This is a genomic window from Brucella sp. GW823-FHT04E01 (assembly GCF_058796175.1).
Window position 1 is genome coordinate 395,915 of sequence record NZ_JBXAIK010000004.1, and the last position, 13,942, is coordinate 409,856.

Consider the following 13,942-nt stretch of genomic DNA (forward strand, 5'->3'; position numbering starts at 1 on the left):
AAAGAACATCCATCCTTATTATGGAGGAGCGGATCACCAGTTCGCCCCTCCATATTTTGTGGGCAACAGGCGCTGAGCCAGTCCAACGAAAATCGAAATAGTCAGTCGAAATCGAACTTCTCGCCGTACATTCTGTGCAGCTTGCACGCTACTTCCGTGCGGTTCGCGGCACCGATCTTCTTCATGATATTATGCACGTGTGCCTTTACCGTGCCTTCGCTCATACCGAGTTCGAACGCGATGATCTTGTTCGATTTGCCAATTCGGATGGCATGGACGACCTCGATCTCTCGTGCCGTGAGCAGTTCACCCAAAACATCGTCGTCGATATCGGTCGGCGCGGTTTGGAAAACCATGGAGGCCGGAACATACATACCGCCAGCGGTGGCAAGATGGATGGCTTCAACACAGACTTTGATATCGACTGAAGTGGGAATGTAGCCACGAGCACCGATTTCCATGGCGCGCACAACCTGGGACCACTCCTCGCGTTCGGCGAGAAAAACGACCGGAACCGGACGCCAGAGTTCGATCACAGCCTGCAACTTCTCCGAAAAAAACGGATCGGCCAAACGCTTTGAGCCGATATTGATCAGAACAACAGCAATATCGTCCGTTGGATCTGCGAGTTCAACCGCCGCTTGTGTTTCCACGGGAAGCTTGAGTCCGTTCAGCACAAGCCCGTTATAAAGGCACTGCCGCTCAAGATTGCTCTTGCATACGAGCAACAAACGCCGACCACGTGCTGCCTCAATGCTTGCGGCGTTTCCCCTGTCGCCCATGCTTTCCGAAGCAGCCCAAAGGCTATCCCCTCTTGTTTCCAACATGTGATACTCCCGGCGCTACTCAAGTTGCTCTATGTTTATGCATCCAACTATTACTTTCGTCAGAGACGAGTGATTTCCGGTGCTTGTCTGGATAGACCTGTAGCCTTGACTGGGGTAAATATTGCTATCGGGAAATAATCGTGTCATTAACTTATGTTAGCAATGCAGAAAATTTATGACCGTCCATAAGAACGACTTGGAGAGAGGTAGGATATAGCCTCTATATCTTTCGTTTAGTTGGTTTTCGATTTTACTGAATTCGTCAGCGCAAAGGGGGGCAATTGCGCGTTTCAAAGCTCAGGGGCAACTCAGACTTCCAACTGAAATGTTCAACTGGTTGTTTATTCGATTTCCGCGCAAAACCGCCATGCGGTATGGTGGAAGTGCTTTAAATTGCATATCGATTTGATTGAATCGAACGAGCGCCCTAACTGTTCATGTTGACGCGCATCTTTTCCGAAAGGCTGTTTCACAAATTTCGGGATACGCTCTAGTGGGTTAGAAATGCATAGTGGCAAGCAGATCACAGACCCATCGATTGAAGCGCTTATTGGTTTATTGGAGGCACCTCCAATTCTTGCCAAGCTGGAAGCGCGGGAAACAGATGCGCTTTCTTCTCTCACTGTTATCGAAAACGATTATGCGGCCGATGCCACCCTCATTGAACAGGGGGCACGTGTCAGAAGCATCCATCTCGTGCGATCCGGTTGGGGGTGCGTATATCGCGATCTTTCAAGCGGCGAGCGGCAGATCATCGACTTTCCCATGCGAAGCGATTTTCTCGGACTCCGAACCGCCGATGGCTACAGCTACAACACAATCGCGGCAATTACGCCTATGTCGGCTTTCGAGATTCCGCTTGCCTCACTTGAAGCTTCTATCGAACGCGCGCCACGTCTCAGTCTGATCCTTATCGAACTTCTGGCGCGGCAGCGGTCGATGTTGATCGAACATCTCACCAATATCGGATGCCGCGCGGCGTTCGTCCGAACTGCGCATCTGTTTCTGGAGCTTTCCGACCGCGTGAAATCGTGCGGAATGGGTGATCCGAATTCGTTCTACTGCCCGCTGACGCAATATCAGCTTGCCGACGCTCTTGGGCTGACACCGATACATCTCAATCGGATGCTGCGTGACCTGCGCGAGGAAGGGCTGATCCTGTTTCGCTCAAACAGAGTGGAGATACTGGATCGCAAACGCGTGGTCGCCCTCGCCCAATATGATGGGGAGTTCATGCGCATGTCGGTTTTCGGGAAAACGGACTAAGTGAGCGCAACAGCATTCAAACATCACCCATTGAGGATGATAGAAGGCCCGAAACGGGCCTCCTTTTATGTCAGGACGTGACTGCCGTAAGCAGCGACTGCCAACCAGTCTCTTGACCCGGTTCTCCCGGTTTTATCGAGATCATGACACCGGTTTTGAGGCGTCGTCGCAGCATGCCGTTTTCATCCGGTACAATCCGAATTACACCTCCATCGCTAAGTGCCTGAAGGCGAGCACGAGATAATTTAAGCTCAGCTGCAAGCAGACGATCAAGGCGAATGCTGACCGGCAGGGCAATTTGCAATTCGATCTCGATTGCCTTGCAGCTGGCAGCCCCACACACGATACGTTTAGCAACATCGTACTCCGGGAACTCATCGACGCGCTGCGATTTCCGTTTCAGTGCCTGCATATTAAACGCCTCGACCCAAATCCATTGCGGATCGTTGGAATGAAGTGCCTCCAGTATCCTGGGATTGATCTCGCGGATATTCTGTCGTTCGAAGATCGTCCGGTTCCATGTCTTGTCGCATGTCAGGCATTTATAGATCAGCCACGCATCAAGCTTGCGACCGTTGGCATTCAACCGAACCTTTCCACTTGATTGAAAAGGCTTCAGCTTGCCGCATCCGCTGCACGCAATCCAAGGCTGGGGGGCAATATTCGGTGTGATCATCCACCGCACCCGAAGAGTATCGCTCATAATATCTCGGTCTTCCATTTTGGAAGTTCACCAAGATGGCGAATGAGGTGCCCAATCCGGGCGCGGCATGGCGATATTTCAAGTGGCTGAAGAGCAGAGACAGCGCAAGCTGTTCCGGCACATTTGACAATGCCAAACCGGTCTCTAGCCACCACCCAATGAACAAGTTCACACGCCCGACAGCTCTCTGCTGTCAGGTCGCGTAGGTGAAACTGGGTTGAGACCGGTATTAGTTAGGCAAAGTCTACCTCAATGCGCCAATGCTCTTCGAAAAGGCACTTACCACAGTATCCGTTTAGGAGGTAGCCAATACTGATGTTCTGAAGGAAAAAAGCATCGCCTGACACACAAGCAATTGCCCATCATCGGCGATGATATACTCTGTCTGATACTAAAAATCGGATGAAAGAGCAGCCTTCACTCTCAGGAAAATGGTCGGAGTGAGAGGATTCGAACCTCCGACCCCCTCGTCCCGAACGAGGTGCGCTACCAGGCTGCGCTACACTCCGTGACCACGTGGTCTTGACCATTGAGGCGGCTTATAACGCCCCCAATTTCAAGCTGCAAGAGCATCCTGTCGTTTTTTTAATGCCTAACCCCAAAAGTTGGAAATGGCTTCAGACGAGTTGCATATGAGAGCAGGACGGCGCTATCCGTTTGCTTCCAAAATCTATTAAAGCATAGCAAAAACAGGCTTCGTACCACCGCCAAAAGCCACGAAATTGGGGTTTGCAAAACCCGCAACACCTTCATTGGCGCGTTGACCATAAGAGAGCGGCGTTCCCTCGAAAGTCGTGGTGAGGCCACCAGCGGCGCGTAACACGGCATCGCCCGCCGCCGTATCCCATTCCATCGTCGGGCCGAAACGTGGATAAATATCGGCCTCTCCACTGGCAATCAGGCAGAATTTCAGCGACGAACCGATGGAAACACAGCTGTTGATCCTGTTGTCGTTCAGGAACTTTTCCGTTTCCGGGTTCTTGTGTGACCGGCTGCAGACGGCCACCCGCTCTGGCCCATGGACGCGCACCGCTATCCCACGCCTTGTTCCGATTGCATGATCTTTGGTCGTCGTTATTTCTTCAGCACCATTGCTGTTTCCAATAAACAAGCGATTGCGAACTGGTGCATAAACGATGCCGAGAACCGGAGCGCCGTCCTCGATCAGGCCGATATTCACCGTGAAATCGCCGTTTCGCAACAGAAACTCACGGGTGCCGTCGAGAGGGTCGACCAATAAAAATCGCCGCCCCAAATGTGAAGGCAAACGTCCCGCTGCCACTTCTTCTTCAGCCACAACCGGAATATCCGGAACAACGGAAGCGAGTGCAGCAAGAATGATGGCTTCCGCGTCACGATCTGCTTCCGTGACCGGGGAAGAATCTTTCTTACTCTGAACCGCGCAACCATTGGCATAGTGCTTCATGATAACGCGCCCCGCCTCGAGTGCAGCTTCCTGCAGGACGGCCAGCATTGCTTCGTCGTTCGGATCGGCTTTCGGGGAGGCTGAAATCTTCATTGCTCAGATTGACCAGGAATCGCTGCCATAACTGCCGATGATACCACGTTCGGCAAGATACTTTTCTACTTCTGCGACGAGTTCGTCAACGTCACGACCTGTCGTGCTAAGGCGTAATTCCGGTGAAACTGGCGCCTCATAGGGAGAATCGATCCCGGTGAAAGCCTTGATCTCGCCACGCAAAGCCTGCGCATAGAGCCCCTTCGGGTCACGCGCGATGCATTCCTCTATCGGTGTATCCACGAAAATCTCGACAAACTCGCCTTCAGGCAGGCGAGCGCGAATCCGATCACGCTCAGCTTGAAATGGCGAGATGAAGGAAACCAGCACAACCAGCCCCGCATCGGTCATCAACCGGGCGACTTCGCCGACACGGCGGATGTTCTCCGCCCTATCCTCATCGGAGAAGCCCAGATCGCTGTTGAGGCCATGACGGACATTATCACCGTCCAGCAGGTAGGTGTGCTTGCCAAGCGCGTGGAGCCGCTGTTCCAGCCGGTTCGCGATGGTGGATTTGCCGGAGCCTGACAGCCCCGTAAACCAGAGCACAGCCGGTTTCTGGAATTTCTGCGCTGCGCGTGTCTGCTTGTCGAGGTCGAAGGACTGCAGATGCACATTCGTCGCCTGACGAAGAGCACTATCGATCATCCCAGCGCCCACAGTCGCGTTGGTAAGCCGGTCGATCAAGACGAAGGCGCCGGTTACGCGATTATCCGCGTAAGGATCGAACGCAATCTGATCCACCGTCTGGAGATGGCAAAGTCCGATTTCGTTGAGGTCAAGGCGGGGTGCTTCCTGACGGGTGAAGCTATCGACATCGGTTCTGTATACGATCTCGTTGATCGTTACCGGTGTCTGATCAGTCTCGGTACGCAGGATATAGGAACGGCCGGGATGCAACGCCTCCTCGCCGAACCAGACTATATTGGCTGAAAACCGATCAGCAACTTCGGGCCGGGCCTCCGTCCCGACCAGCATATTGCCGCGTGAAACCTCGATCTCGTCCTCAAGCACCAGTGTGACAGCCTGTCCTTCGGAAGCACGTGGCAGATCACCGTCATAGGTGGCGATGCGTTTTACGCGGGAGGTTTTTCCTGATTTGGCAACCACCACGGCATCACCGGCACTGATCGAACCGGATGCCACAGTGCCGGAGAAGCCGCGAAAATCGAGATTCGGCCGGTTCACATATTGCACCGGAAAACGAAACGGCTTGGCCGCTGCCTCCGTGTCGATGCGCACGGTCTCCAGATGTTCGAGCAGATGCGGCCCTTCATACCAGTCCATGCGTGGCGACGGCAGGGTGACATTGTCGCCGAAACGCGCCGAAAGCGGGATCGGCTGGATGCTGACAAAGCCTAATTCATTGGCGAAACTCATATAATCGGCAACGATGCGCTCGAAAGCCTCTTGCGAAAAATCGACCAGATCGATCTTGTTCACGGCCAGAACGATGTGACGAATACCAAGTGCAGCGGCAATGAAGGAATGGCGTCGTGTCTGGGTCAGTACACCCTGACGGGCATCGATGAGCACGATAGCAAGATCGGCTGTCGAGGCACCAGTCGCCATGTTGCGCGTATATTGCGCATGACCGGGTGTATCAGCGACAATGAATTTACGACGTGGCGTCGAAAAGAACCGATAGGCGACATCGATGGTGATGCCCTGCTCCCTCTCGGCCTCCAGACCGTCAACCAGCAACGCAAAATCGAAATCATCATCCGTGGTACCGAACTTGCGGCTATCGTTCTTCAACGATGCGAGCTGGTCTTCGAAGATCAGTTTCGTGTCATAGAGCAGGCGTCCGATGAGCGTTGACTTGCCGTCATCCACCGATCCGCAAGTAAGGAAGCGCAAGAGTGTCTTGCGCTCCTGATCGGCCAGGAAGTCGCTGACTGCGGCATTGGTCGCAACAGGCTTGATTATCGCATTCATCAGAAATAGCCCTCGCGCTTCTTTTTTTCCATCGATCCGGCTTCGTCACGGTCAATGGCGCGGCCCTGCCGCTCGGATGTACGGGCAATCAGCATTTCTTCGACAATATCGGAGAGGTCAGCCGCACTGGATTCAATAGCGCCGGTCAGCGGATAGCAGCCAAGCGTGCGGAACCGCACCAGCCGGTTTTCCACCGTTTCGCCCGGACGCAACTTCATGCGGTCGTCGTCGAGCATGATCAGCATGTCGTCGCGTTCGACCACCGGACGATGCGCTGCAAAATAAAGCGGGACGATGGGGATATTCTCTTGCAGGATATATTGCCAGATATCGAGTTCAGTCCAGTTCGACAGCGGAAAGACGCGGATCGATTCCCCTGCGGAAACCCGCGTATTGTAGATCTTCCACATTTCCGGACGCTGGTTCTTGGGGTCCCAACCATGCTGCGCGTTACGGAAGGAAAAGATGCGCTCCTTGGCGCGCGATTTCTCCTCGTCGCGACGGGCGCCACCAAAAGCAGCATCGAACTTGTACTTGTCGAGCGCTTGCCGCAAAGCGACCGTCTTCATCACATGAGTGTGGACATTCGATCCATGGCTAAAGGGGCCAACCCCCTCGCGCACGCCATCCTCATTGATATGCACGAGCAGCTCAAAACCCTTTTCACGCGCCTGCGCATCGCGAAACTCAATCATCTCCCGAAACTTCCATGTCGTATCAACATGCAGAAAGGGAAAAGGCGGCGGAGCGGGATAGAATGCCTTCATCGCCAGATGCAGCATCACCGACGAATCCTTACCGACCGAATAAAGCATTACCGGGTTGGAAAAACTTGCCGCAACCTCGCGAAAAATATGGATAGCTTCCGCCTCAAGGCGCTGAAGATGCGTCAGGTTCTTGGTCAGGGATGCATGATGCACGACTACTTACTCCCGGCAACCGGATGGGGACTCGATACTGGCGGGAGGGATGGCGAATGCCTTCATCCGGCGCAGGTGTGGCAAAAGCCACGGTGCGCGCATTGTCGTGAAATGATGCGGAAAAGTGAAAGAAACCTATCGCGTATTGCAACTCGCTTGCGCGAAAAACTTACCGTATTTGCACGCGGGGCCGGAACAAACTTGCGCGCGCCGGGAAAAGCCGCTTTTTGGCCAAGTCACGGAAAATCATACAATTTTTGTGATATTTAACGGGATTTTGCTCTGGAGCTGCCCGTTATTCGGACAGCTCCAGAGCAAATTATTACCTGGTGAGGCTTGCCTGAACATCGTTCAGCGTCGCCTCGAGCGCGGACACCATCGTATCAATCTGCTGATCGTTGATGATGAGCGGCGGGCAGAAGGCAAGCGTATCGCCCATTGCGCGGGAAATGACGCCGCGCTCCTGAAGAACGGCGTTTGCCTTTGCGCCCAGAGCGCCGGTTGGTTCAAGGCCCGTCTTGGCCTGCTTGTCGGTGACAAGCTCGACACCGGCTATGAGACCAACGCCACGCACTTCGCCGACCAGAGGATGATCCTGCAACTCACGCAGGCGCTTCTGCATATAGGTGCCGCGGTCGCGCGCATTGGCGACCAGATCACGCTCTTCAATAATGGCGAGGTTTTCCAGCGCTACCGCTGCCGCCACCGGATGACCGGATGCCGTGAAGCCCGTGCCAAGCGTGCCGATCTTGTGGCTTTCTTCGGCAATTGGCGCGTACACACGCTCGTTGATGAGGAAGGCCGAAATCGGCAGATAGGATGACGAAAGCTGCTTCGACATCACCAGAATGTCCGGTTTCATATCGAAAGTCTGGCTGCCGAACAGATTGCCTGTCCGTCCGAAGCCGCAAATAACCTCGTCAGCGATCAGCAGAATATCGTAGCGCTTGAGAACAGCCTGCACTTTTTCCCAATAGGTTTTGGGCGGCACCACCACGCCACCGGCACCCATGACCGGCTCTCCGATAAAAGCGGCGATCGTGTGTGGCCCTTCAGCGATGATCAACTGTTCCAGCTCATCCGCCAGCCGCGTTGCGAATTGTTCCTCACTCTCGCCAGCCTGTCCTTCGCGATAATAATGCGGGCAGCCCGTATGCAGGATACGATCGATCGGCAGATCGAAAGAACGGTGATTGTTGGGCAAGCCGGTCAGGCTGGCAGAGGCAATCGTCACACCGTGATAGCCGCGCTTGCGTGAGATGATTTTCTTGCGCTCCGGTTCACCCAGCGCATTGGAGCGATACCAGATCAGCTTCACGACCGTATCGTTGGCTTCGGAACCTGAATTGGTGAAGTAGGCCTTGCTCATCGGAACAGGAGCCATTGAGACAAGCTTTTCAGCCAGATCAATGACAGGACCATGCGAACGGTAGGAGAATGTATGGTAGAAAGGCAGCTTCTTCATCTGTCGTGCAGCTGCTTCGGCCAGACGCGGTTCGGAAAAGCCCACGCCAACACTCCACAGTCCTGACATCGCTTCGATATAGCGCTTGCCCGATACATCTTCGACGTAAATGCCATCGCCACGCTCGATGACGAGCGGACCTTCCGCTTCGAGGCGGACAGCATCGGTATAAGAATGGAGATGATAACGGATATCGCGAGCTTCAAGAGAGTTTGGCTGAGCAGTCATTCATTGATCCTCCGGGAAAGATAATGAATTTGTAGCCCGTTTCAGAAAAAGCGCAAACCGGAAAGCCGCTGAAAAATGCCCTTCGGATCAAACCGCCGAGGGACTTGGAAGATATTTACAGAAGACCGAAAGTGCGGGCCTTGGCGACGGCCTGAACCTTATTCACCGCAACAAGCTTTGTGAGCACGTTGCTGATATGGAAATTCACCGTGCGCGTCGAAATATTGAGGATCGTGCCGATGATCTCGGCAGTCTTTCCCTCACTCGTCCAGCGCAGGATTTCCCGCTCGCGCATCGTCAGGTTCACTTCAGAAACGCAGTTCATCGTCGGAACATCAAGATGTTCGTACATGGACAAATGCAGCAGATTGGCTGCGATCTGCATCTGGCGCCGCAACATTGAAATCTCGCCGGAAGATAATGCCGGGCCAGTTCTCAGGAAAGACAGCATTCCGAACACGCCTTGAGCAGCCCAACACGGCTGGGAAATCCCAACCTTGAGGCCGAAGCGCTGTGCATCGGCCCATATCTGTGGTGCTTCCGCAAAGAGCTTCGACGACCAGACCAATGGCTCTATGCTGTTCAGTGCCTTGCGAACCAATGGGTCAACATCCGCATATTTTCGGGCTGTATAGTGATCGGTCCATTCCTGCGGCAACGACCCAAAGCTGAGCCATTTGACCACGCCGTTCAACAAGGGAACGCGCATGACATACGCCGTATGTGCAAATCCGCACTGCCTGGCATAGGTGCCTATATATTCAAGGAGCTGTCCGGCATCGTCAGCAGATTGCATGGATTCATAAATTTGTTCCCATTTCATTGCAGACTTCCCAACGAAAAATATAACTATTGATGATTATTGAAATTCGAAGCATTTAAATAAAACGCCAACAAATCAGTAACACATCTCTGTATTTTTCTCTATATACTAATCAGAAATGCATACATCTCCACCGGTTAAATATTACAGTAATCTAAATTATAAATTACTTTAATAAATACTTAATTATTACATGAAGCAAGGCCAGCTCTAAAACGCCAAATAAATCAACGGTTCTGGAACATGGAATGCCGAGCCGATGCAGTTACGTCTGCTAGTTTGTAGTCAACAAGCAACTACAAACCAGTCAAACGCACCCAATACATCTGTCAGAAATACGAGTATATGAGATTAAGCTAAACAAGTTGCGGCATTTGTCACGCCGCAGCCTCTTCGGGAGCTGCACCTGGGGTATAATTAAGGATCGGTGCGAGCCAGCGCTCGACTTCCTCTATCGTCATTCCCTTGCGGCTCGCGTAATCCTCGACCTGATCCCGTTCGACTTTGGCCACGCCGAAATAATAGCTTTCCGGATGGCCGATATAGAGACCCGATACGGAAGAGCCGGGCCACATGGCGTAGCTTTCGGTCAGTTCCACGCCCGTATTCGCGGTCGCGTCCAGAAGGCGGAAAAGCGTCGTCTTTTCAGTGTGATCGGGCTGGGCCGGATAGCCCGGCGCAGGACGAATACCCTGATAGGGTTCACCGATCAGTTCTTCAGGCGTGTAAGTCTCGTCAGATGCATAAGCCCAGAACTCCTTGCGCACGCGCTCATGCATCAGTTCTGCAAAGGCTTCGGCAAAACGGTCAGCCAGCGCCTTCACAAGAATAGCGGAATAGTCGTCATTGGCGCGCTCGAAACGCTCGGCAATCGCCACTTCGCCAATGCCTGCCGTGACGACGAAGCCGCCGACATAATCCTGCTTTCCGCTCTCGGCGGGTGCGACGAAGTCGGACATCGCCACATTCGGACGACCATCGCGCTTGCTCAATTGCTGGCGCAGCGTGAAGAAAGTGGCAAGTTCCTCGTTCCGGCTTTCATCGGTGAAAAGACGAATATCGTCGCCGACCGCATTGGCGGGCCAGAAACCGACGACAGCTTTCGGCGTGAACCACTTTTCGTCGATGATCTTTTTCAGCATCGCCTGAGCGTCGTCCCAGAGTTGCCGGGCTGCCTCGCCCTGCTTCTCGTCTTCAAGAATTGCCGGATAGCGGCCTTTCAACTCCCAGGTCTGGAAGAACGGCGTCCAGTCGATATAGCGGGCGATTTCGGCCAGATCGTAATCGTCGAAGGTCTTCGTGCCAGTGAATGTCGGCTTTACCGGAACAAAATTATCCCAGTCAACCTTATGCGCATTGGCGCGGGCACGAGCGATCGGCAGGCGCTGCTTTTCCGCTTCATTGCGCGCATGAGCGGCTGCCACCTTGGCATATTCCCCGCGCAGACCGTCAACATAGGCCTGCTTGCCTTCCGGCGACAGCAGGCTCGAAACCACACCGACGGCACGGCTGGCATCGATGACGTAGACCGCCTGTCCGCGTTCATAGCGCGGATGAATCTTCACCGCCGTATGGACACGGCTCGTGGTCGCGCCGCCGATCAGAAGCGGAATATCGAAACCTTCGCGCTCCATTTCTGCTGCCACATGCGCCATCTCATCCAGCGAAGGCGTGATGAGGCCGGAAAGGCCAATGATATCCACCTTTTCGTCACGCGCTACCTGCAGAATTTTCTGCGATGGCACCATCACGCCAAGATCGATGATCTCGTAATTGTTGCAGGCCAGCACGACGCCGACGATATTCTTGCCGATATCGTGCACGTCGCCCTTCACGGTCGCCATCAGCACCTTGCCAGCGCTCTGACGTTCACCGCCGCCAATGCCTTTTTCAGCATTGAGACGCTTTTCTTCTTCCATATATGGCAGGAGAACGGCCACGGCCTGCTTCATCACGCGGGCCGATTTGACCACCTGTGGCAGGAACATCTTGCCGGCACCGAACAGATCGCCGACCACATTCATGCCAGCCATCAGCGGGCCTTCGATGACGTGCAACGGACGTTCGGCAGACTGGCGCGCCTCTTCCGTATCGGCTTCGATATATTCGGTGATGCCGTTGACCAGCGCATGTTCGAGGCGCTTTGCCACCGGCCATTCGCGCCAGGTCAGATCCTGCACCTTGGCTTCCTTGGAGCCGGAGTCGCGGAAACGTTCGGCGATTTCCAGCAAACGTTCGGTCGCATCGGAGCGGCGGTTCAACACCACATCCTCGCAGGCCTCGCGCAGTTCCGGATCGATGGCATCGTAAACCGCCAGCTGACCGGCATTGACGATGCCCATATCCATACCCGCCTGAATGGCGTGGTAGAGGAAGACGGCATGCATCGCCTCGCGCACCGGCTCATTGCCGCGGAACGAGAAAGAAAGGTTCGACACGCCACCCGAGACATGGACATGCGGCAAGGTCGCCATGATCTTGCGCGTCGCTTCGATGAAATCGACACCGTAATTATTGTGTTCTTCGATACCGGTCGCCACTGCAAAGATGTTCGGGTCGAAGATGATGTCTTCCGGTGCGAAACCGACCTGTTCGGTCAGGATCTTGTAGGCCCGGGTACAAATTTCGATCTTGCGCGCCTCAGTATCGGCCTGCCCGGTTTCATCGAAAGCCATGACGACAACCGCCGCGCCATAAGCACGGACGAGCTTGGCGTGATGGATAAACGCTTCCTCGCCTTCCTTCATCGAGATGGAATTGACCACCGCCTTGCCCTGAACGCATTTCAGGCCAGCCTCGATTACCTCCCATTTGGAACTGTCAATCATGATCGGCACGCGAGCGATATCCGGCTCGGCAGCAATCAGATTGAGGAATTCGACCATGGCCTTTTCGGAATCGATCAGGCCTTCATCCATGTTGATATCGATGATCTGGGCGCCGTTGACCACCTGATCGCGCGCGACGTCGAGCGCAGCAGCAAAATCGCCAGCCTTGATCAGCTTGCGGAAGCGTGCCGAGCCGGTCACGTTGGTGCGTTCGCCGACATTGACGAAAGGAATATCCTCGGTCAGCGTGAAGGGCTCAAGGCCCGAAAGGCGCATCAGCGGCGCGACCTTGGCAGGCTTGCGCGGCGGGTGTTTCGCAACAGCCTCGGCAATGGCGCGGATGTGTTCGGGCGTCGATCCGCAGCAGCCGCCGACCACATTGACCATGCCGTCACGGGCAAAGCCTTCGATCTGGGCAGCCATCGCTTCCGGCGTTTCGTCATACTGGCCAAACTCGTTCGGCAGACCGGCATTCGGATAGGCGCAGATGAAGGTGTCGGCAATGGTCGACAATTCGTCGAGATGCGCACGCATAGCGTTGGCGCCGAGCGCGCAATTGAGGCCGATGGTAAATGGTTTGGCGTGACGCAACGAATGCCAGAATGCCGTTGGCGTCTGGCCGGACAGGGTGCGACCGGAAAGATCGGTGATCGTGCCGGAAATCATTACCGGCAGAAAGATGCCCTTTTCCTCGAACACTTGTTCCGACGCGAAGACGGCAGCCTTGGCGTTGAGCGTATCGAAGATGGTTTCAATCAGAATGATATCAGAACCGCCGTCGATCAGCCCCCGGATCTGCTCGGCATAGGCGATGCGCAGATCGTCGAAGGTAACAGCGCGGTAGCCGGGATTGTTGACGTCAGGCGACAAGGAAGCGGTGCGGTTTGTCGGCCCCAGAGCGCCCGCAACGAAACGGCGGCGGCCATCCTTCTGCTCGGCGCGCAAGGCTGCACGGCGGGCAAGACGCGCACCGTCGCGGTTCAATTCGTAGACCTGCTCTTCCATGCCATAATCGGCCTGGGCAATTGTCGTGGACGAAAACGTATTGGTTTCGAGAATATCTGCGCCCGCAATGGCGTAGGCATAATGGATTTCCTCGATAGCCTTGGGCTGGGTCAGCGTCAGAAGGTCGTTATTGCCCTGAAGCTGGCAGTCGCAGGCGCCGAAGCGCTCGCCGCGGAAATGCTCTTCATGAAAACCAAGCCCCTGAATCTGGGTTCCCATCGCGCCGTCGAGGATCAGGATGCGCTCACGCGCTGCCTTGGTGAGAGCTGCGAGCACTTCTGAGCCATCCGGCTGCGCAGCCGTTGCACCAAAAAGACCGTCGAGGGAAGAGGCCATAAAACACCGCCTATATTCAATCTGTTACCAGGCAGCAGGTCTGTTCGGACACATAAACCTGAATTGCCCTTTATACGCACATCA

9 protein-coding genes and 1 tRNA gene are annotated in these 13,942 nt (G+C 54.6%); 1 reads left to right on the forward strand and 9 read right to left on the reverse strand.

Going from position 1 to position 13,942, the window contains the following annotated elements; translation table 11 throughout:
- Positions 1–101 precede the first annotated feature (101 nt).
- Positions 102–827, reverse strand: a complete 726-nt coding sequence (locus tag AC1RHM_RS17035; protein WP_010658038.1) for a response regulator transcription factor — start codon at positions 825–827, stop codon at positions 102–104.
- A gap of 504 nt (positions 828–1,331) precedes the next feature.
- On the opposite strand from AC1RHM_RS17035, the gene AC1RHM_RS17040 reads away from it, so the two are divergent.
- On the forward strand, positions 1,332–2,093 hold the full coding sequence (locus AC1RHM_RS17040; RefSeq protein WP_010658037.1) for a Crp/Fnr family transcriptional regulator: 762 nt from the start codon (positions 1,332–1,334) through the stop codon (positions 2,091–2,093).
- 70 nt (positions 2,094–2,163) lie between these two features.
- Here AC1RHM_RS17040 and AC1RHM_RS17045 read toward each other — a convergent pair whose 3' ends face one another.
- From AC1RHM_RS17045 to metH, 8 genes are all read right to left on the reverse strand, one after another.
- Positions 2,164–2,796: a DUF1062 domain-containing protein gene (locus AC1RHM_RS17045; RefSeq protein ID WP_029375858.1), complete on the reverse strand. Its 633-nt coding sequence runs from the start codon at positions 2,794–2,796 to the stop codon at positions 2,164–2,166.
- 432 nt (positions 2,797–3,228) lie between these two features.
- Positions 3,229–3,305 (reverse strand) — tRNA-Pro (locus AC1RHM_RS17050).
- Between the two features lie 164 nt (positions 3,306–3,469).
- Positions 3,470–4,315, reverse strand: a complete 846-nt coding sequence (gene cysQ, locus AC1RHM_RS17055; protein WP_010658035.1) for a 3'(2'),5'-bisphosphate nucleotidase CysQ — start codon at positions 4,313–4,315, stop codon at positions 3,470–3,472.
- 3 nt (positions 4,316–4,318) lie between these two features.
- Positions 4,319–6,253 (reverse strand): sulfate adenylyltransferase subunit CysN, encoded by a 1,935-nt coding sequence (gene cysN, locus AC1RHM_RS17060; RefSeq protein WP_010658034.1) that lies wholly within the window; start codon positions 6,251–6,253, stop codon positions 4,319–4,321.
- The gene (gene cysD / locus AC1RHM_RS17065) at positions 6,253–7,173 is read right to left on the reverse strand and encodes a sulfate adenylyltransferase subunit CysD (protein ID WP_010658033.1); all 921 of its coding nucleotides are present in this window, start codon (positions 7,171–7,173) and stop codon (positions 6,253–6,255) included. Before cysD ends, cysN begins: the two co-directional genes overlap by 1 nt.
- 322 nt (positions 7,174–7,495) lie before the next feature.
- Positions 7,496–8,866 carry an aspartate aminotransferase family protein gene (locus tag AC1RHM_RS17070; protein WP_036577631.1) on the reverse strand — a complete coding sequence of 457 codons (1,371 nt, stop codon included), beginning with the start codon at positions 8,864–8,866 and terminating at the stop codon, positions 7,496–7,498.
- Positions 8,867–8,981: 115 nt separating this feature from the next.
- Positions 8,982–9,689, reverse strand: coding sequence for a LuxR family transcriptional regulator (locus tag AC1RHM_RS17075; protein ID WP_010658031.1), 708 nt, complete (start codon positions 9,687–9,689; stop codon positions 8,982–8,984).
- Positions 9,690–10,066: 377 nt separating this feature from the next.
- The gene (metH, locus tag AC1RHM_RS17080; RefSeq protein WP_010658030.1) at positions 10,067–13,858 is read right to left on the reverse strand and encodes a methionine synthase; all 3,792 of its coding nucleotides are present in this window, start codon (positions 13,856–13,858) and stop codon (positions 10,067–10,069) included.
- Positions 13,859–13,942 lie beyond the last annotated feature (84 nt).